The sequence below is a fragment of the Salicibibacter cibi genome (assembly GCF_016495865.1).
GTDB lineage: Bacteria > Bacillota > Bacilli > Bacillales > Marinococcaceae > Salicibibacter > Salicibibacter cibi.
Map to the genome: position 1 here is coordinate 1209084 of NZ_CP054706.1, position 19346 is coordinate 1228429.

The 19346-nt window shown below is 43.7% G+C and carries 22 protein-coding genes and 1 tRNA gene; 17 read left to right on the forward strand and 6 right to left on the reverse strand.

Annotation, left to right across the window (positions count from 1 at the left end):
• Nucleotides 1–27 precede the first annotated feature (27 nt).
• A complete protein-coding gene (locus HUG20_RS06125; protein ID WP_200089189.1) occupies nucleotides 28–1425 on the forward strand; it encodes a SpoVR family protein in 1398 nt (465 codons plus the stop codon).
• Nucleotides 1426–1738: 313 nt separating this feature from the next.
• Here the strand turns inward: HUG20_RS06125 and HUG20_RS06130 are convergent, their stop codons facing one another.
• Entirely contained in the window at nucleotides 1739–2290 is a 552-nt protein-coding gene (locus HUG20_RS06130) for a LemA family protein (RefSeq protein WP_200089191.1), read from the reverse strand.
• A gap of 295 nt (nucleotides 2291–2585) precedes the next feature.
• Here HUG20_RS06130 and HUG20_RS06135 point away from each other — a divergent pair, with 295 nt between their 5' ends.
• The 5 genes from HUG20_RS06135 (at nucleotide 2586) to HUG20_RS06155 (ending at nucleotide 7296) form a co-directional block, all read left to right on the forward strand.
• A complete protein-coding gene (locus tag HUG20_RS06135) occupies nucleotides 2586–3731 on the forward strand; it encodes an acyl-CoA dehydrogenase family protein (RefSeq protein ID WP_200089195.1) in 1146 nt (381 codons plus the stop codon).
• 17 nt (nucleotides 3732–3748) lie between these two features.
• A complete protein-coding gene (locus HUG20_RS06140; protein ID WP_200089197.1) occupies nucleotides 3749–5080 on the forward strand; it encodes an acetyl-CoA carboxylase biotin carboxylase subunit in 1332 nt (443 codons plus the stop codon).
• Nucleotides 5081–5091: 11 nt separating this feature from the next.
• Nucleotides 5092–5304, forward strand: a complete 213-nt coding sequence (locus HUG20_RS06145; RefSeq protein ID WP_200089199.1) for an acetyl-CoA carboxylase biotin carboxyl carrier protein subunit — start codon at nucleotides 5092–5094, stop codon at nucleotides 5302–5304.
• Nucleotides 5305–5409: 105 nt separating this feature from the next.
• Nucleotides 5410–6939, forward strand: coding sequence for an acyl-CoA carboxylase subunit beta (locus HUG20_RS06150; RefSeq protein WP_246476561.1), 1530 nt, complete (start codon nucleotides 5410–5412; stop codon nucleotides 6937–6939).
• Between the two features lie 156 nt (nucleotides 6940–7095).
• Nucleotides 7096–7296: an alpha/beta-type small acid-soluble spore protein gene (locus tag HUG20_RS06155; protein ID WP_114375769.1), complete on the forward strand. Its 201-nt coding sequence runs from the start codon at nucleotides 7096–7098 to the stop codon at nucleotides 7294–7296.
• A 44-nt stretch (nucleotides 7297–7340) separates the two neighbouring features.
• On the opposite strand, the gene HUG20_RS06160 is transcribed toward HUG20_RS06155, so the two are convergent.
• Complete coding sequence (locus HUG20_RS06160; RefSeq protein ID WP_200089202.1) at nucleotides 7341–7565, reverse strand: DUF5342 family protein; 225 nt, start codon at nucleotides 7563–7565, stop codon at nucleotides 7341–7343.
• 161 nt (nucleotides 7566–7726) lie between these two features.
• Between HUG20_RS06160 and HUG20_RS06165 the strand changes: the two genes are divergently transcribed.
• The 3 genes from HUG20_RS06165 to HUG20_RS06175 all read left to right on the forward strand — a co-directional run bounded on the left by HUG20_RS06165 (nucleotide 7727) and on the right by HUG20_RS06175 (nucleotide 10522).
• Entirely contained in the window at nucleotides 7727–8869 is a 1143-nt protein-coding gene (locus HUG20_RS06165; protein WP_200089204.1) for a DUF445 family protein, read from the forward strand.
• 233 nt (nucleotides 8870–9102) lie between these two features.
• The gene (locus HUG20_RS06170) at nucleotides 9103–9468 is read left to right on the forward strand and encodes a YlbF/YmcA family competence regulator (protein WP_200089206.1); all 366 of its coding nucleotides are present in this window, start codon (nucleotides 9103–9105) and stop codon (nucleotides 9466–9468) included.
• Between the two features lie 199 nt (nucleotides 9469–9667).
• Nucleotides 9668–10522 (forward strand): HAD-IIB family hydrolase, encoded by an 855-nt coding sequence (locus HUG20_RS06175; protein ID WP_200089209.1) that lies wholly within the window; start codon nucleotides 9668–9670, stop codon nucleotides 10520–10522.
• Between the two features lie 72 nt (nucleotides 10523–10594).
• On the opposite strand, the gene HUG20_RS06180 is transcribed toward HUG20_RS06175, so the two are convergent.
• Nucleotides 10595–10774, reverse strand: coding sequence for a YhzD family protein (locus HUG20_RS06180; protein WP_200089211.1), 180 nt, complete (start codon nucleotides 10772–10774; stop codon nucleotides 10595–10597).
• A gap of 135 nt (nucleotides 10775–10909) precedes the next feature.
• Between HUG20_RS06180 and HUG20_RS06185 the strand changes: the two genes are divergently transcribed.
• From HUG20_RS06185 to HUG20_RS06210, 6 genes are all read left to right on the forward strand, one after another.
• Nucleotides 10910–11809: an ABC transporter ATP-binding protein gene (locus tag HUG20_RS06185; RefSeq protein ID WP_200089213.1), complete on the forward strand. Its 900-nt coding sequence runs from the start codon at nucleotides 10910–10912 to the stop codon at nucleotides 11807–11809.
• Nucleotides 11802–13091 carry an ABC transporter permease gene (locus tag HUG20_RS06190; protein ID WP_200089215.1) on the forward strand — a complete coding sequence of 430 codons (1290 nt, stop codon included), beginning with the start codon at nucleotides 11802–11804 and terminating at the stop codon, nucleotides 13089–13091. The genes HUG20_RS06185 and HUG20_RS06190 overlap by 8 nt, the downstream gene beginning before the upstream one ends.
• A 167-nt stretch (nucleotides 13092–13258) precedes the next feature.
• Nucleotides 13259–13531 (forward strand): hypothetical protein, encoded by a 273-nt coding sequence (locus HUG20_RS06195; protein ID WP_200089217.1) that lies wholly within the window; start codon nucleotides 13259–13261, stop codon nucleotides 13529–13531.
• Between the two features lie 70 nt (nucleotides 13532–13601).
• Complete coding sequence (yidC, locus tag HUG20_RS06200) at nucleotides 13602–14345, forward strand: membrane protein insertase YidC (RefSeq protein ID WP_200090414.1); 744 nt, start codon at nucleotides 13602–13604, stop codon at nucleotides 14343–14345.
• 114 nt (nucleotides 14346–14459) lie between these two features.
• On the forward strand, nucleotides 14460–14894 hold the full coding sequence (locus HUG20_RS06205) for a hypothetical protein (RefSeq protein WP_200089219.1): 435 nt from the start codon (nucleotides 14460–14462) through the stop codon (nucleotides 14892–14894).
• Nucleotides 14865–14959 (forward strand) — tRNA-Thr (locus HUG20_RS06210). The genes HUG20_RS06205 and HUG20_RS06210 overlap by 30 nt, the downstream gene beginning before the upstream one ends.
• A 91-nt stretch (nucleotides 14960–15050) precedes the next feature.
• Here HUG20_RS06210 and HUG20_RS06215 read toward each other — a convergent pair.
• On the reverse strand, nucleotides 15051–15461 hold the full coding sequence (locus HUG20_RS06215; protein ID WP_200089221.1) for a site-specific integrase: 411 nt from the start codon (nucleotides 15459–15461) through the stop codon (nucleotides 15051–15053).
• Between the two features lie 118 nt (nucleotides 15462–15579).
• On the opposite strand from HUG20_RS06215, the gene HUG20_RS06220 reads away from it, so the two are divergent.
• Together HUG20_RS06220 and HUG20_RS06225 are read left to right on the forward strand one after the other, a co-directional pair.
• Nucleotides 15580–15873 carry a hypothetical protein gene (locus HUG20_RS06220; protein WP_200089223.1) on the forward strand — a complete coding sequence of 98 codons (294 nt, stop codon included), beginning with the start codon at nucleotides 15580–15582 and terminating at the stop codon, nucleotides 15871–15873.
• Nucleotides 15874–15891: 18 nt separating this feature from the next.
• The gene (locus HUG20_RS06225) at nucleotides 15892–16281 is read left to right on the forward strand and encodes a DUF961 family protein (RefSeq protein WP_200089225.1); all 390 of its coding nucleotides are present in this window, start codon (nucleotides 15892–15894) and stop codon (nucleotides 16279–16281) included.
• Between the two features lie 122 nt (nucleotides 16282–16403).
• On the opposite strand, the gene HUG20_RS06230 is transcribed toward HUG20_RS06225, so the two are convergent.
• Complete coding sequence (locus HUG20_RS06230) at nucleotides 16404–18905, reverse strand: ATP-binding protein (protein WP_200089227.1); 2502 nt, start codon at nucleotides 18903–18905, stop codon at nucleotides 16404–16406.
• The gene (locus HUG20_RS06235; protein ID WP_200089229.1) at nucleotides 18790–19314 is read right to left on the reverse strand and encodes a conjugal transfer protein; all 525 of its coding nucleotides are present in this window, start codon (nucleotides 19312–19314) and stop codon (nucleotides 18790–18792) included. The genes HUG20_RS06230 and HUG20_RS06235 overlap by 116 nt, the downstream gene beginning before the upstream one ends.
• Between the last annotated feature and the right edge of the window lie 32 nt (nucleotides 19315–19346).

Consider the following 19346-nt stretch of genomic DNA (forward strand, 5'->3'; position numbering starts at 1 on the left):
GAAGATAGAAACAGGAGGGGGATGGAAATGCCTGCAGGTGAGTTGCGTCAATTGGAAGATAAAATTGAAGCTATTACAGAAATCGCCAAAGGGTTTGGCTTGGATTATTTTCCGATGCGTTATGAGGTTTGTCCGGCGGATATCATTTATACATTCGGAGCGTATGGAATGCCGACGCGTTTTTCCCATTGGAGCTTTGGGAAACAATTTCATAAGATGAAGGTGCAGTATGATCTGGGGCTGAGTAAAATTTATGAACTTGTCATTAACTCTAATCCTTGTTACGCATTTTTATTAAATAATAACAGCTTAATCCAGAATCAATTAATTGTTGCCCATGTTTTGGCACACAGTGATTTTTTTAAAAACAATTACCGTTTTCGAATGACAAGGCAAGACATGGTGGAAAGTATGGGTGCTACAGCTGAACGAATTGCAGCCTACGAACATGAACACGGAAAACAGGAAGTCGAAACGTTTTTGGATGCGGTGCTTGCGATTCAAGAGCATGTCGATCCGGGTATGACTATTCGCAGACGTGAAGGGGAGCACGAAGAAAAGGTGCGCAATTCAGCCTCGACGCAGTACGCGGATTTATGGGAACAGGATCGGCCGGCGAATCCGCAAGAGAAGAAGAAAAAACAGAAGTTTCCGCTAGAGCCCGAGAAGGATGTCATGTGGTTCATTGAAGAGAACAGCTTGGAATTGGAAGAGTGGCAGCGGGACATCATGACGATGATGCGTGAAGAAATGCTCTATTTTTGGCCACAAATGGAAACGAAAATCATGAACGAAGGTTGGGCATCGTATTGGCATGCACGTATTATGCGAGAGATGGATTTAACTTCAGCCGAAGCGATTGAATTTTCTCAATTGAATGCGAATGTTATTATGCCTTCGAAAACATCCATTAACCCTTATTACTTGGGGTTGAAAATATTTGAGGATATTGAAGAACGCTACGACAACCCGAATGAGGAGATGAAGGAAAGAGGGGTTGTTCCCGGCAGAGGGAGGGATAAGATCTTTGAGGTAAGAGAATTGGAGACGGACCAGTCATTTATTCGCAATTATTTAACGCAAGATTTCGTCGAACGGGAAGATTTGTACGTATTTGCGAGGAAGGGAAGCAATTATGAAGTTGTAGATAAAGATTGGACGAACATTCGTGATGAATTGGTGGCATCACGGGTGAATGGCGGTTTTCCTCATATCACAGTAACCAACGGGGACTATTTGAAAGCCGGCGAACTACTTTTGACCCATAATTATGAAGGAACGGAACTGGACGTTACCTATTTGGAGAAAACGCTTCCTTATCTTTACCAACTATGGGGGCGCCCCGTGCATTTGGAAACCGTCATTCAAGCCAAGCCGACCGTTTTCACATTTGACGGCCGACGCGTGCAGCGAAAAACGACTTAAAAATATAGGTTGGCATGCAGCGTACCGAGTGGAGGTGAGAAGTAGGTCGTTTCCCCCGCTTCTCGGCTCTTTTTTTATATCGACAAAAAAAGACGACCTGATAAGGTCGCTTAAAGGTCAACATACACGCATCAAGAAGGGTACTAAAAAATTAGCAGGGGCATTGCATGATGTAAAGAACGACTATGCCCTGTCTACGGATAATATAGCATAAACCGTATTATAGTACCATTTCGAATCTCAGAGGAATGGAGGGCTTTATGACCCGTATCCGGTATTTTTATGCCGGATATCATGATGAATATTCATCTAGTTATATTGCGTGATCACTCGATGATAAACGGTGAACCGTTTCATCGACCATCAGCTGTGGTTTGAATTGATGAACGTTTGCCACATATTTCGTCGGAGTAACGGTAAGGCTTTTGTTGTATTTCTCGACGGCATAGTTATAGGACTGGCTGGCAGTTTCCAACAATGTTAGCGTCGTATTTAAGTCTTCGCTGATCTCCACAAGTTCGGGATCATTGAGATCCTCATCATCATCCATTTGTTCAAATAAAAACGTAACCCGATCGTTTAAAATACCGAAAGCATGCAATTGGTCACCGCGTTCATTTGCCGGATCTTGCATATCTTCCATGACTTTTTCAAGCGATTCTGTTGTTCCGGCTGGTAATTTGCCATACTGGTCAAGGACGGCTAAAAAGTCATTCGTGGACCGTTCCACACGTGAAAGCAAGTGCATAATCCGCTGCCATCGTGTTTCCATGCGGGTAACAAACTTTAAAAGCACCGAATAGCCGATAAACCATACGAGCAAAGTGACGGCAATTAAAATGCCGAGTATCATTGCAAATCCCAAGACAAGGGATCCTCCCTTCTCTTCAAGTTGCTTGTACAAGTATAAATGTTCATAAACAAAGTATATCATATAAATTTCCTGATCTCAGTGGTTAATATTTATGATTTCCCCAAACCTTCTAGAACTAACGTTAATTATTGCAGGTAAACATGCAGATTTTTTCCAACTTATTGGCCAATCAATGGTGGACGAAAGCCCTTACTTATAGTACGCTTGCTGTAAGCGATTACAATCGGCTTTTTAATTATCTTCCAACCGATTGAGCGCTTGCTCAGTTTGAAGAGAGGAGGGAATCATGAATTTTCAATTAACGAAGGAACAACAGATGATTCGTGATACGGTTCGGGATTTTGCAGAAGCGGAAATAGCTCCGAAAGCTGAAGAAATCGACCGCAGCGCACGCTTTCCTGAAGAATTATTTAAAAAAATGGGATCATTAGGGATCATGGGCATTCCGGTTGCTGAAAAATATGGCGGTGCGGGAGCAGACACAATTTCTTACGCATTGGCAGTGGAAGAGGTCGGCAAAGCTTGTGGAGGTACGGGTCTCAGTTACGCCGCGTCGGTTTCACTTGGAGCAGGGCCGCTAGGGTCATTCGGATCGGAAGGGCAAAAACAAGAATATTTGGTGCCGATTGCAAAAGGGGATTCATTAGGCGCTTTCGGGCTTACCGAACCGAACGCAGGCTCTGACGCAGGAGGGACGAAAACGACAGCCGTGAAAAAAGAAGGTCGCTACGTCATTAATGGCGAAAAATGTTGGATTACCAATGCCTCCTATGCAAAAGCGGTCATTATTACTGCGGTGAGCGGAAAGAAAGAAAACGGCAAAAATATCGTTTCCGCGTTTATTGTTCCGACGGGAACCCCTGGGTTTCAGATTACAACGCCATATGAAAAAATGGGAGTACGCGGCTCCAATACAACAGAGTTAGTTTTAACCGATGTAGAAATTCCGGAAGAAAACGTGTTGGGCGATCCGGAAAAAGGGTTCGGTCAGTTTCTCCATACGCTTGATGGCGGACGAATCTCCATCGGCGCGCTCGCTTTGGGGATTGCTGAAGGGGCTTATCAAAAAGCGCTTGCCTATGCGCAGGAACGTAAACAATTCGGCCATAAAATAAGCGAATTTCAAGCGATTCAATTCAAGCTCGCGGATATGGCTATGGAAATAGAGTTGGCAAGGACAATGGTTCATAAAGCCGCCTGGGTAAAAGATCAGGAAAAATCTTTTAAAAAAGAAGCGGCTTTTGCTAAATTATTTGCATCGGAAATGGCAACAAGGGTGTGTAATCAAGCGTTGCAAATCCATGGGGGCTCCGGATATATGCGCGAGTTCGGAATTGAACGAATGCTAAGGGATACGAAATTGATGGAAATCGGAGAAGGGACATCGGAAATCCAGCACATGGTTATATCACGAGAAATCGGTTGTCCGTAAGCGCAGGGGGAGAGCTAATGTTTACAAAGGTTTTAGTTGCTAATCGAGGAGAAATCGCTTGTCGTATTATTCAAAGTTGTCAATCACTCGGGATTAAGGCAGTCGCGATTTATTCGGAAGCCGATCGTGACGCGCGACACACCCAACTGGCAGATGAAGCTTATGAAGTCGGACCGGCAAGGGTTTTCGAGAGTTATTTGAACGTCGATAAAATCCTGGCTGTTGCAAAAGAGGCGAAAGTGAATGCCATTCATCCGGGATACGGTTTTTTATCTGAGAACTCCGATTTTGCCACGCGTTGTCATGAGGAGGGGATCGTTTTTATCGGTCCTGCTCCGGAGACAATCACGATCATGGGGGATAAAGTTTCGGCGCGCAATCATATGAAAAAGGCAGGAGTGCCTGTGATCCCCGGTTCGATTGAACCGATCACCAGTGCCGAAGAAGCTGTTTCGTTTGCAAAAGAACAGGGCTATCCAGTGATGCTCAAAGCGGCTGCCGGCGGCGGAGGCATAGGGATGGAAAAAGCAGAAAATGAAGAAGAACTTAAAAAAGCATTTCAAAGCAATCAAAGAAGAGCGATGAACTATTTCAGTTCAGGTTCGCTTTATATAGAAAAAGCATTGGAATCTCCGCGCCATATTGAAGTGCAAATTATCGGTGACCGGCGTGGGAATGTCATACACCTTGGAGAAAGGGATTGTTCTATTCAGCGTCGCCATCAAAAAGTAATCGAAGAGGCACCTGCGCTTGATCTTTCGGAGGATCTTTTGACTCGTTTGCGCAAAGCCGCTATTCAGGCGGCGAAATCGTTGCAATATGAAAATGCCGGCACTCTTGAATTTCTTGTCGAAGATGGTGAATTTTATTTTTTGGAAATGAACACTCGTTTGCAAGTGGAACATCCGGTGACGGAAGCAATCACCGGAATTGATATCGTGCGTGAGCAGTTGAACGTAGCTGCGGGTGGGCCATTGGGCATTGGGCAATCGCAAGTGCAATTGCGTGGCCACGCGATCGAAACGCGTATCTACGCAGAAGATCCCAACACATTTTTTCCCTCTCCGGGCACGATTGACGTGTTCAATATCCCCGAAGATGAATTCATTCGTCTTGATACAGGTGTTCAAAACGGCACAGAAGTAACACCGCATTATGACCCTTTGCTCGCGAAGTTGATTGTAAACGGAAAAAGCCGGGAAGAAACGATGGAAAAGCTGCAGAAGACGTTAGCGTTATGCGATATACAAGGACTTAAAACAAACATTCCTTTCTTGCGAGCAGTTACCGATCACTCCGATTATATAGCTGGGAAGATCACAATTAATTTTGTAAATGATCACTTCTAGGAGGACTTAAAATGGCAAAGATTGAAGCAAGTATGGCGGGTAATTTATGGAAGGTCCTGAAGCAACAAGGAGATACTGTCGAAGCCGGTGAAGAGGTGGCGATTTTAGAATCCATGAAAATGGAAATCCCTATCGAGGCCGAAACGGGTGGTGAGATTAAAGCCGTCATGAAAGCAGAAGGCGAGTTTGTTGACGAAGGAGAAGCACTATTTGAAATTGAATAAAACAAGGGTATTTTTCCTGAATGAACGGGCTCGTTCGGGAAATCCAGATCGTGTTGGGAAACGGTCATCAAGTGATAAAGGCAAGTGATGGAGGTAACAGTAACAATGACAGAGCATAATTATAGGGACATTTTAGAAGAAATTGAACAAGGTGGACCTGAACGATATCACAAAAGCAATGAGGATAAAGGCAAACGTTTTGTGCGGGAACGTTTGCGCATGCTGCTGGATGAAGATGCGCACGTGCTCGAAGACGGGAAATTCGCGAATGTCCAAGCCGGTGATTTACCGGCGGATGGCGTGATTACCGGCATGGGCACAATACATGGACAACAAGTATGTTTTATGGCCAATGACTCCACCGTTAAAGCCGGCTCATGGGGCGCCCGTACCGTTGAAAAAATCATCCGTATCCAGGAACAGGCTGAAAATCTGCGCTGTCCGATGTTTTACCTTGTTGATTCAGCCGGGGCGCGCATTACGGATCAAGTCGAAATGTTTCCCGGGCGGCGGGGAGCAGGACGTATTTTCCATAATCAAGTGAACCTATCCGGTCAAATTCCGCAAGTCTGCCTGCTTTTCGGCCCTTCGGCTGCCGGTGGCGCTTATATTCCGGCGTTTTGTGATGTTGTGATCATGGTGGAGAAAAATGCGTCCATGTATTTAGGCTCTCCGCGCATGGCGGAAATGGTAATTGGTGAGAAAGTAAGTTTGGAAGAGATGGGCGGCGCAGAAATGCATTGCAGCGTTTCCGGATGCGGGGATGTTCTTGCTGTAGACGAACCCAGCGCAATCGAAAAAGCACGTCAATATATCACTTATTTTCCTGAAAACTACCGTGAAAAAACAAAGGCAGTGGCTGCGAAAGCGCCGGTTGCCGGGGACAAAGAATTGGCGGATCTGATTCCGGAAAATCAAAATGCCCCATTTGATATGTATAAACTCATTGAACAATTGATTGATGAAGACAGTTTTTTTGAAATGAAGCGTTTATTTGCACCGGAATTAATCACGGGGTTGGCTCGAATGAACGGGAAAGTGGTAGGGATCATTGCCAATCAACCAAAAGCGAAGGGCGGGGTTCTTTTTCACGATTCCGCAGACAAAGCGGCACGCTTCATAAATCTTTGTGATGCCTTTAATATTCCGCTGCTGTTTCTTGCGGACGTGCCCGGCTTTATGATCGGTACGAAGGTTGAGCAGGCCGGTATCATTCGCCATGGAGCAAAAATGATTTCGGCTATGTCGAGCGCCACAGTTCCGAAAATATCCGTCATCGTGCGAAAAGCTTATGGTGCGGGTTTATATGCAATGGCCGGTCCTGCTTTCGAACCCGATTATTGCGTAGCACTTCCGACGGCGCAGATTGCTGTCATGGGACCCGAAGCAGCAGTGAATGCTGTTTATGCAAATAAGATCGCCGAACTGCCTGAAGAAGAAAGAAGCGCATACATTTCGGGAAAACGCAAGGAGTACCAAGAGAATATTGATATTTATCGACTGGGCTCCGAACTTGTCGTCGATGACATCGTTGCCCCCGGAAATTTAAGACAGACGCTCATCTCAAGGTTTCAAGCATATGCAGAGAAGCAAATGCCGGCCCCTGACAAAAAACATAATGTTGACCCGGTTTAGCGAAGAAAAACTGTATTCGAATACAAAATAGGAACAACGTCAAGGAGCAAATATGCTCCTTTTCTTCTTTATTGGATGAACTTACTAATTGAAATAAAGGATAGAGTGCCGATTTCGATACAAACTATGGGTACCAAGCAAGGGAGGTGAGATAAGATGGCAAGCAACAATTCAAACCAACTTGTTGTACCTGGCGTTGATCAGGCACTCGATCAAATGAAATATGAAATTGCACAAGAGTTCAATGTGCAGCTTGGTGGCGAATCCACATCCCGTTCTAACGGCTCTGTAGGTGGGGAAATCACTAAGCGTTTGGTTCAGATGGCCGAGCAACAAATGAACGGCTATCAGCGATAACAAATGTATACAGATGACTAAAAAGGCAGCTTCGGCTGCCTTTTTCACGTTTGACCGGGGTGGTGGTCCTCGTATATATGGTATAGCATTAAGTCGTGCACTTCCATTTCCACCTTGTCCACATTATCAGGTGGTTCATTTTTCCAATCGATTGTTCCATCTTGTGCATATATTCCTATACAATGTTTTCCCTTGTAAAAAAATGAAATTTTCCATTCTTTCCTAATCCAATTATCTTTAAGTGTTTTGAACTGAAAATGTGTAAGCAAACAGGAGCCTCCCCCAACTCTTCATAACGTTTCTCTATATGGTATCATGTTTGTGGGAAACTTGTCTTAAAGAGATTGTTCAATAATTCCTGAACTTCTGCACGTATGTAAAGTTGCATGGGTCTGGAGTTTTCAATAATTATGATGCGAGGAGTCTTGTCATGAACGGCTGGTTACTTTTAGTATTGACCGCTTTATTGGCGGCCGTTATCGGGTTTATAACGAATGTCATTGCTGTTTCTATGCTTTTTCGCCCACGAAAAGCCATTTTTATTGGTTCGTGGCAATTGCCGTTTACTCCGGGATTAATTCCTAAACGCCACGAGGATATCGCGAACCATCTGGGAAGGATTATGATGGAACATTTGTTAACGGTGGAAGGGTTACAAGGGCGATTAACCGAACAACAATTTCAAAACGAGGTTAATACGTGGGTAAAAGAAGGAGTGAAAAAATGGCTGTCGAATGAAGAGCGCTCGCTCCGGGAAATAACGGAACATTACAGTTCATGGTCGGCGCCTGATCGGAAAGTGGAACAACGCATCAAGGGTATGATATCCGATCGTATTGATGCTTATTGGAAAGAAATACAAGCACAGACGATTGAGGAGATCATTCCCGATGATTGGCGCCAAAAAGGGAGGGAGTTCATCCCGAGAGTTGCTCACGGGATCTTACAACGTTTGCGTGTTTATTTGTATTCGAAAGAGGGGAAAGCCCAAGTACAATCGATTATTCAGGCATTTATTCGACGGCGTGGTTCGATCGTTCAAATGTTGGATTCGTTTGTGCGAACGGAAAAAATGATTGAGCGTGTGTACCCCGAAGTTGTAAATGCTTTGACGTCTCGGGATATTGAAAACTGGCTGCAAAAAAAACTTCATGAAGAGTATGATAAGGTTTTGCGGAAAAAAGGAAGCGACTTTGTTTCTGGGGAAACAATGGAGAATTATCGCTTTGATCTTACAGATTTAGCGATGAACGAAATTCCCATCGATGAAGTATTTCACAAACCGGTGAAAGAATGGGCGGAACAGATAGATTTCCGCTATGTAGATCAAATTTCCGATGTGGCCATACATCAGGCCGGTCGTTTTTTGGAAGTGAATATGAGCGGCATTTTGAAATCACTACGTCTCGACCAAGTTGTAACGGAGCAAGTGAAAGCATTTCCGTTGGACCGCTTGGAAGAAATCGTTGTGAACATTTCTAATCGGGAGTTACGGATGATTAAATACTTAGGAGGGATTTTGGGAGGAATCATTGGAGTTGTCCAAGGATTGCTTATCCTGTTTCTTATATAGTGTCCCGGTGACACACTTCGATTGGTTCCGACGCCCAGGTCGGCTAGTGTCGGCGTTGTCACAGGATGTGACGGTTTTAGCCGACTCCCTTGCCCAGAGAAAAGCCCCTCTGATGGAAGTTTCACAGTATGAAATATGGGGTTTGGGCTGTTATTTGCAGAACAGGCATGTTATCCTCGAAAAGGTGTAACGTAATGAAGAAACGGCAAGGATGGAATAAAAGGAGGAAAATCATGGCTGATCATTTACATGACAAAGCACACGAATTAGCGCGAGCATTAAGGGAGAGCGATGAATATCAGGCATTGCAAGCGCTGCACGAAGAAGTGGAGGAAGATGACGTTGCAAGCCGAATGCTCTCGAATTTCCGCAAAGTTCAATTGGATTTGCAGGATAAGCAAATGCAAGGAGAGCAACCTTCGGAAGAAGAAATTAGCCAAGCCCAAAAGCAATTTGAAATGGTGCAACAACATGATGTCATTTCCAGGCTAATGGAAGAAGAGCAGCGAATGAGCACGGTTATCGGCGACATGAATAAAATCATTACAGAACCGCTGGAATCGCTGTATGGTACACCTGAAGACGAGCAAAGCCAATAATTAAGAAAAATGGAGAGCCGAGCGCTCTCCATTTTTTTGCGAAGTAGCCCGAAATAGCCGTCCACATCGGAAAAACGGTCGCCATGAAAGGCCGGATCACTAAACCTTCGCTAGCCAAACGCCATTACAGTTCTAAATTTCCCCTTTCGGACATAGTGTTTTACTAATAGGGCAACGAGTACGAACAGGAGGGGTGACCTTGAACTATCGGTTATTAGCCTTGGCTGTTGACGGAGCCATTTTAAAAGACAACAGCCGGTTATCAAGAACGACGAAGGAAGCGATTGAATTTGTGCGGAATAAAGGGGTTTATGTAACACTAGCGACCCATCGTTCCTATCAGCAAGCGAATAAAATCGCGAAAGCGTTGAGAATGGAGCACGAAATGATTTGCTACGGAGGGGCCCTTATCGCCGGACGGGCGGATAAACCGCTTTATGCCCAACGTATGCCGGTGGAAATGGCACGGGATATCGCTTTTGAATTGGAGCGATTTGGATGCCAGATGGTTGTCGAACATGAAAATTTTGAGTTGACAAATCGTCTGCACCAACCGCAAAATTTGCTCGGAAAGATGACGGTAAGCGTGAGCGAGTCTTTATTTTATCCGCAGACGGTTGTTGAACATATGAGCGAACATATCGATTTGCATCGTATATCTCCGTTACGAATGAAAGTTGATTTTGACGTCAATGAAGAAAAAGTAGCGGCCATTGATCATCTGCAAAGCATAATCCCGGGGTTAAGCATTGTGGAGCAAGAAGGAGACATTCCTTCCGTCCATTTAAAGATGAAAGAAGCAAACAAATCAGAAACGTTGCTTTATCTCGGTCATGAACTTGGCATCCATCCCGGGGAGATGGTTGCAGTAGCAGCAAAAGCGGAAGATGAAGAAATGTTGGGTACAGTCGGTTTGGGCGTGGCCATGGGGCAGTCATCGCTCCATCTGCGTAAAAGCGCGGATTGGGTAACGAGATCAAATGATCAGGATGGGCTTGCATATATGATTAAAGAAGTATTTAGAAAGCAAATGAACGTATCGCAACATCATTAGAAAACTTGGTTTTTCGCCATATAAAAAACGATTGCCCTCTCATTTTCGGATGAGGGGGCAACAACATTAGATTTAACGGTAAAATAACAACAATTTTCCGGAACGCACGAGACGATGGGTTGTTGTCATATACGATTCTTCCTGTAACCGACTTCTTCCATGCTCAATTGCTTCCTCGTCTGTATCGAATGTATAAGATTCATTGAGCAACAATTCTCCGGTTTTATTAAATACAGTTAGAGCATAATCCATAGCGGTCCCTCCCTCCACTTCTTTCCCATTATTTTATCAAAGAGCTGTTCTGTTTGAAAGGCCTTTCAAATAAGAACGCAAGCCCGGGCTTGTAGAAAGCGGCATGTATTGCTAGTATGGCAAAGAGGTGAGTACATGGCTTTGCGAATGGAGAACGTTACGAAAAGATTTGGAGCAAAAACAGCGGTCGATCAATTATTTTTACATATTGACTCCGGTGAAATGTTTGGCATGTTGGGGGCGAACGGTGCCGGGAAAACAACGACTTTCCGCATGATGATCGGCTTGTTTGCCCCCGATGACGGCGGGGTTTCCTGGAATGGAAGTCCTCCACAATCGTTGGATGCGCGCATCATTGGTTATTTGCCGGAAGAGAGGGGCTTGTATCCGAAACTGAAAGTGATGGAGCAGATGATCTATCTTGGGCGTTTGCGAGGGCTTTCCAAGCATGATATTGTTGCCGAAGTGGATGCTTGGCTGGAGCGTTTTCACATTCCTCATTATCGGAAAGCTAAAGTGGAAAACCTTTCAAAAGGGAATCAACAAAAAATACAATTCATTGCCGCTGTATTGCATCGTCCGCAGCTTTTGATTTTGGACGAGCCTTTTAGCGGTTTGGACCCCATTAATGTCGATTTGCTAAAAAAAGCTGTTGTAAAACTCAAAAACGAAGGGACAACCATTGTTTTCTCCAGCCATGATATGAAGCATGTCGAATCTCTTTGCGAAAATCTTTGTATCATGGATAAAGGCAAACCGGTCGTCCATGGAAAGTTAAGTGACATCAAACGCACATATGAAAAACGTAAACTCCATATTCGAGCGGATTTTTCGCTCTCGTTTTTGGGGGACGTTGATGGCGTGTTGCAAATGACCGTTGGTGCCGAGGAGACGATGCTTGCGATTCGTGATGAAACAGTGGCAAAAGATATTTTCAGCCGGCTTCAGGATTATGGGTATGTGCGCCATTTTTCCGTGCAAGAACCAACGTTGCATGACATTTTCATTGAGAAGGTGGGCCGAACGTATGCGTAAAATGTTCATCGTGCTCGCCCATACATATTGGACAAAAATCAAATCGAAAACGTTTATGCTCACGACATTGATGATGGCTGTGTTTATGCTCGTGTTTTTGAATTTGAATAATATCATCCAGTTTTTTGACGGGGACCCATCCGAGCAAACCTATGCGGTGCTTATGATCGATGAAAGCGACGGTCTGTTTGAACCGTTGGCAGAAGAAATAGAGAGCGGAAGCGGTCAAATTACGATAGATGAAGCCTCTCAAGAAGAGGAAGAAGTTGCCGGGAAAGCTGTTATGGAAGGGCAATATGATGCTTATTTACGAGTGGATGGACAGGCGGATGATATCGAAGGGCATTTTTTCGCGCCAACGATCAATGAAACGTATCTTCCTTCCCAACTTCAATCGGCCCTACAAAACGTAAGGGAAGGGCAAATTGCGGCTGCTTTGCAGATCGAGGAAGAAGAACTGGAAACGCTGAATGAACCTGTGCCGTTTGGGCAAACAGCGTTGGATGAGACCGCGCGCTCGGAAGCGGAATTAAACCAGGCGCGTTTACTCGTGAATGTTTTGTTATTCGTCATCTATTTTTCTGTCCTATTTCTCGGAAATATGATCGCTTCGGAAGTTGCCACCGAAAAATCATCAAGAGTGATGGAACTGTTGATCTCGAGTGCTACGCCCATTCAACAAATGTTTGGAAAGATTTTCGGAGTTGGGCTGATCGGACTTACGCAGTATTCGCTGATTTTTATGGTGGCTTTGGTTTCGTTTGCCCAATTCATCGGTACAGGCTCCGCTCCGGAGGCAGGCGAACTGATGGAGCAACAAGCGCTGTTTGCGGCAGATGGTCCGGTTTTTTCATTGGAACTTTTTCTGTTTGCGTTTTTGTTTTTTATCCTCGGATACTTGTTGTATGCGACGCTCGCAGCCATGCTTGGTTCCGTCGTTACGAGAATTGAAGACGTAGGCCAGGCGGTGGGACCGATGAATATGCTTGTCATCTTAGCGCTCATGATCTCTGTTTTTAGCATGGGGAATCCGGGTGCACCGATTGTAACCATTACTTCCTATATCCCGTTTTTCACGCCAATGATCATGTTTTTGCGTGTTGGAATGGGGGAGGCGGCAATCTGGGAAGTGTTTCTCTCGGCAGGAATCATGGTGATTACGATTGCGTTGTTAACGGCTATCGCCGCGAAAGTATACCGCGGCGGAGTGCTGTTGTATAATCATACTCGTATGTGGAAGAGCTTGAAGCAGGCAGTATTGCTATCAAAAAAAACACCATGATAGCTGGATGAAAAGGTTATTCATTGGAAAAGATGGAAATAAAAGAATGTCAATGAGTAAGAAATATGTGATACAATGCAGGGAAATGGTGATTTTGCAACTAAGGCTTTTCGACCTAAAACCTTGGCGTGAAGCCAAGGTTTCTAATAAAGGGGGTGGCAGGAAAGATGATGCTTGAATTTGTGACAGATATGAACTGGATTTACGTTATGGTGATGTTATCCAGCATCGCGGTGATTGGTTTTCAAAACCATCTTCGTTCCGTATCCCCGATGCAGCTGATAACAAGGCAATGGCAACAAAGCCGGCAAAAACATGTGAAGGTTTTTCTTTCTCAAGCGCCCGTCCCTGCTGTCCCCCGCGTACAACAAAAAATCCCTGCGTTCAACGATCGAAGCCATGATGATGACGATGAAGAATCCTATCCTTCTCTATATTAAATGTACCAATCTAATATAAGGAGGACCTTTGTTGAAGAAAAAGCATATCGTCGGATTAATCGTCATCTTCATGATCGGGGTTGTGCTGTCCGGTTGTGGGATGGATCGCGCGCCCATTACTTCGGAAAGCGAGGGAATTTGGGATCATTTTTTTGTGTTTCCGTTGTCGTGGTTAATTATCCAAACCGCAGAATTAATGCAAGGGAGTTATGGACTGGCGATTATGGGTATGACAGTCGTCATCAGGCTTTTGTTACTCCCGTTATTTTTAAAACAGCATAAGAGCAGCAAAGCGATGCAAAAACTCCGTCCCGAGATTGAGCAGTTGCGAACGCAATATGATATGAAAAATACTGAAGAGCAAAGAAAAATGCAACAGGAAATGATGAGTCTCTACCAGAATAGCGGGGTGAATCCGCTTGCGGGTTGCTTGCCGATGGTCATCCAAATGCCGATATTAATGGCTTTTTATTTCGCGATTGTCCGCACGGAAGAGATCGCGACGCACAGTTTTCTATGGATGGATCTCGGAAATTCTGATCCGTATATGATCATGCCTTTGCTTGCCGGTTTCGCCATGTTTTTGCAAATGCAATTAAGCACTCGTAACATGCCTACGGAAGTCGCCGGCCAAATGAAGGTCATGCTCTACATCATGCCGGTCATGATCGTCGGTGCAGGGTTTGCGCTCCCTTCAGCGTTGTCGCTCTATTGGTTTACGGGGAGCATTTTTATGATGATACAGACATGGATCATCAACCGAAATGAACGTAGAGCAGATCGTGCAGAACAAGCCGTCAGTGAAACTGATTAATAAAAAGACCCTGATCTTCGGGGTCTTTTTTCTTTTGCATTGTCCAGCCTCTAACCTCTCACATCTCACTTCCAAACTGAATACGTTATGTTGTAAAGGAGGTAGGCTACTATCATGCAACGTAACGAGCAGATGTATCATCATTGTCTTCAACATAAGGGAAGACACGTAAAGGCAGATATGGCGGATCAGCAAACGTTTTACGGTTTTGTGGAAAATGTCGACGTAGAAAACGTATACTTGATCATTTTGGAAAGTGATGATGGTAACAATGGATATGACCATCATCATGGGGGCCACGGGCACCACCATCACGGGCACCATCCCGGGAATGAACACTATTATGGGCAGGGCCACCAGCATCACGGATACGGCCATCAAGACGGAAACTGGGGCCATTATCAACCACAAATGGATCAACGCGTATTCGGCGGCTATGGATATGGTTATCCCGGCTACGGATATGGAGGGTTTGGAGCACCCGGTTTTCGTTGGAGAAGATTAGCATTGCCGCTGGCAGGGTTGGCTGCACTTTCCCTCTTGTTTTAATTAATCACAAGACCTCATCCATGGTAAGGATGAGGTCGCCGGTTCGAGTCCGGCAGGAAGCTCCAGTCATATCAAGGTTTTCAGCTTTTCCTCATGTTTGCATTATGAATTGCAGTGACGGGACAGTGACGACATGACCCGCTCACCCTTACCTTTTCATGCATTAAAGAAGCTCGAGAAACGTTCCGCAGAATCTTGATGCACCTGTGGGCGGACATGTGAATAAATGTCCATAGTCGTTTCAGCTTTAACGTGCCCTAAACGTTGCTGAACGATTTTTACGTGTTCGTTCATTTCTAGCATTAAAGTAGCGTGCGTGTGCCTTAATTCATGAAACGTGATCTGTTTGACTTCAGCACGTTCACAAATGCGTTGCATCGCTCGCCGTACATTTCGTTTCATCATATAACCGCCTTTTAAGTTTGCAACAACAACATCAGATTTCGGCGTTTGTTTCTCTTTATATAGCTTTAAATATTCTGCTTGTTGATCGGAAATCGGGATGTCTCGCCGAGAGGATTCCGTTTTTAGTCGACCTAATTCTTTTTCCTGTTCATGATAAGCCAATGGTGATAAACATTACCTACTATAAATTCGCCGTGATCAGAATGTAGCGAGTTGATAAGCGCCAGGATAGGAGCGGTACAAAAAATAATGTTTAAATCTCAAAGATTGGGGTTTATTTATGAAAAAAGCTGTTGTTTTGAATCGCCATTATATGGAAGATGTTTTTGAACAAGAGGGTATGCCTGAATTTGGATTAAAGTATGCAGAAAAGGCAAATGAGGAATTAAGCGGATTGGATTTGCAAAAAGGAGAAGTTGTAAATGTCATTGGCTTGGAAGTAACAAGTTCTAGTTATGATTTAAGGATACATTGTAAGTTGCAGGTTGTTGAAGATGAAAAATATGATGTTTTGTGGGAATCGGGTGATTTTATGCCGATTCATTTTTTATATGTCATGAAAACTTATGAATAAAAAAGGAGCGAATGAATAATGAATTTTAGAAGTGGGATTAAACCTGATGTGAAAGTAACTTTTGGAGATATGATTTTTATGGGTATGGCTAGAGAAAGACGAGAGTATGACCCTGACAAATCGTTTCAAGAAAGGCCATTACAAGCGAGAGTCTATAATTTAGCGTCGTCTACACAAGGGGAACAGATTGAGGTCACTGTACCTGAATATGTTGATGAAAAAGAGATTGATTTTAATGCTCCGGTGGAATTAAAGAATCCGACTATAAGAGCAAGAGCGCAAGCATCGGGAAATGGATTTGCCAATGTAATTTGGACAGTTGAAGCCGAAGATATTGTTGAAGTGGGCAAGAAAACATCTAAGGAACCGATGAATGAGCCTGTTGCTTCAGGAGCAGAGAAGAAATAAACGAAGCGTACTGGTTTAGACTGGTGCGCTTTTTATATGAAGGGAGAGTTTGCGTTGGAAACCGAAAAAATTCCTGTTGCTGAACATTTAAATGACTATGAGTACCAATTTTTTTTAAATGCTTATGCCCACCACATTTCTTCAGCTGTTGCTACGGCTGACGCTTCCACCGTTTCAAATACGCCTGCCCATTCATCAAACAGGCATTCCACGCTGATTTTAGCCGTGCGGCGATAATAATCCTTGAATAAGCATTGCCCTTGAAACATCCCATCCAACATATCAATATTTTCGTCGCTTGCTTCCATGTTCATCCATTTTAATACATCTTCACGTTCGGTTGGTTCATCGAACGCAAATGCCACGCCAAAGTTATTGCTTTCTTCTTCACGTAGAGCGTCTTTTGTTGATTGGGAAATAAAATAGAGCGCATTGCTATAACTACGCCCGACCCTACGCATTTTCTTTTCGACTTTTTTCCCCGTGGGATTGGATGTCAACATCCATGCTTCATCCATAAACTCGGCTGTACGTTCATCCTTATTTTGACCAAACAACTCGCAATACCTTCCAAGAGCATACATGACAGCACTCGATTTCAACTGTTCACTTGTATAACTTTCATAGCTATCATTCACCTCGGGTAAATCCAAATTCTCAATTTCTACAATACTAATGCGGCGATTTAAAGATAAGGCATCATTCGAGCCATCATGAACACATAAGCGCATCACCCCATCCGCCATAACTTCATATAAAAAATTGCCTGCCTTCCGCACATCCACATCTTCATGCGCCTGCATTTCATAGATCACATGCATACTGCCAACTTTTTCCCCTTTTTCTTTCTGTTCCTGCACTTTCGTTATTGACTGTAAAAAGGCTGTATGCACATCATCCTTTCCCGAAAAATCATAGACCTGTTCAAAAATCATTGTGACCATTTCTTTTTGTTGCGTGGAGGGCAAGAATACAATCGGGTCTAATGCTCCCCAATTGGCTTGATCTTCGGGGTCTAACGTAATAAAGTGGAATCTCTCCAAATGCTCCACAAACAACGGAAAATCTTTTCGCACTTGCTGATTTTTCATCACTTTCCGTATCCATTTTCTTAACTCTTTTTTCGGATCAATATACAAGCATTTGATATCCAATAACGAGATATAAATAAACAGCAGCTTAGCCAGAAATGATTTTCCATTCCCTGTATCGCCTGTTATAAGAACATGTGGCGATTTCGTCTTTGTCCCTTTTATTTGTTGATTCGCTAGAAACGGATGGAAAAACACTGGATCACGGCTTGAACCGATCGCCGCATCCAAATCTTTATGCTGTTCAAATCGATCAATCCAACCGACGAAAAAGCCAATATTCGAGCCAACCGATGCATTAACCCCGAATAGGCACTCCGCCAAACCATCCTGCGACGTTTTTTGCATCCAGTTTCGATCTTTCACGTCAATCGGTTCGCCAGGCAAAAACTTATAGAACAATGATAATTGGTCAGCCACTGGTATTCGTGCAACAATCCCCATCGACTTTAATCGACGTTTGACCATCTTTGCTCTCGTTAAACAGTCTTTTTTCGTTTGTCCATCTACGATCACCACAGCCATCCAGTTAAACATATGCACGTCATCTTTTTTAATATCGTCCTGCAAGTTTCTGATCATTTGATCACTTTCACTTATGGACGCATCCGTTTCATCCCCGGTCTGATTTTGCTCTCTCGCCGATTCTCGTAACTGTTTCTTTTTCATATTGACCTTCATTTTGGTTTGGGATTTACTTTCCACTTGTGCTTTAATATCAACTTCAACAGGAAACGGTAAGGCTTGCGTCTCATAGAATAAATCGCTATCCGCCATATTACGGGGAAATTCATCAATCACAACAAAACTGATATATCCTTCATCTTCATCACTGTTCAGATTTAAAACGGATGGAGAAGTAGGGTCAATGAGCGTATTCGTAACAGCTTTCCTTGAAGCATTCGCCATTTCCTCTGAAACCTGATGATCTAACCCACGAATAAAGTGATAACGATTAATATAAATCATTTCTTTCTCCGTTAATGGTGCACCATCAACCATCCCCATTGTGTCCGCTAATTCCTGTTCAGCTTCTTGATATTTTTCAAAGAAGGATGTTGTAACTTCCTGCTCCCATCCTAATAGATTCACAATGGTATCCGTTGCTGTTGAAAGCATCGACATCATATTTTCTTTTACATCGGCATCTATCCTTACCATATCCGCTCTTAAACGAACACCGACGATAAAATCACTTTTCGTCACCGTCCCCAATCGCTGTCCTAATAGTGATTCTGTCTCATCCAAATAATAGTTCGCCATATCTTCGGTATCTAAAGCCACATCTTGCTTCAGATTCTCAAAACGCTCATGCAGTTGATATTCCTGGGGATACATCATAAAGTGAAAATCCTGATACTTTGTTAACTCCTGCAAAAACTCTCGCCATCGTTTTTTATAGCTTTCCACTTCTTTTTCATTTTGCTTCGGAATGGACTTCGCCTTTATACGATGATACGCCCAAACGTCGCCCCCTCTCGTCAGTAGCAAATTCCGATACATCGTTTTCATAGGCGTTTGTACGTCTGCCATCTTTTCGCTTCACCACCTCTACACATTTTTTAAAAGTTATTTTTTTATCATCCATCCACGTTACATCCCGATCATTACAATACGTCTTATTGGGCAGTTTCACTTTACGTAAATAATTGAACAATCCCCAAAGATATAAATAAATATTTTTTCCATCGGGATTGACCTTCCGCATTAACATCGTCAAAAACAACGGTAAACCAACCAAAATAATCACAAACGTCAACTCAAACGTAAACGGAAATATCAAGCGAATGACATACATCATCAATCCGGTTAGCGCCATAAAGACAAGAAAATTGATGGTTGGAATTAACTCAATCGCAATAGGTAAAGTGTATCTATCCGTCAACTGTTGAATCCGTTTGGGCTCTCGAAAGGCTGGTCGGTAGTTATAGACCACTCGCATACATTCACCTCTTTCATCAAACGTTCCTGCCA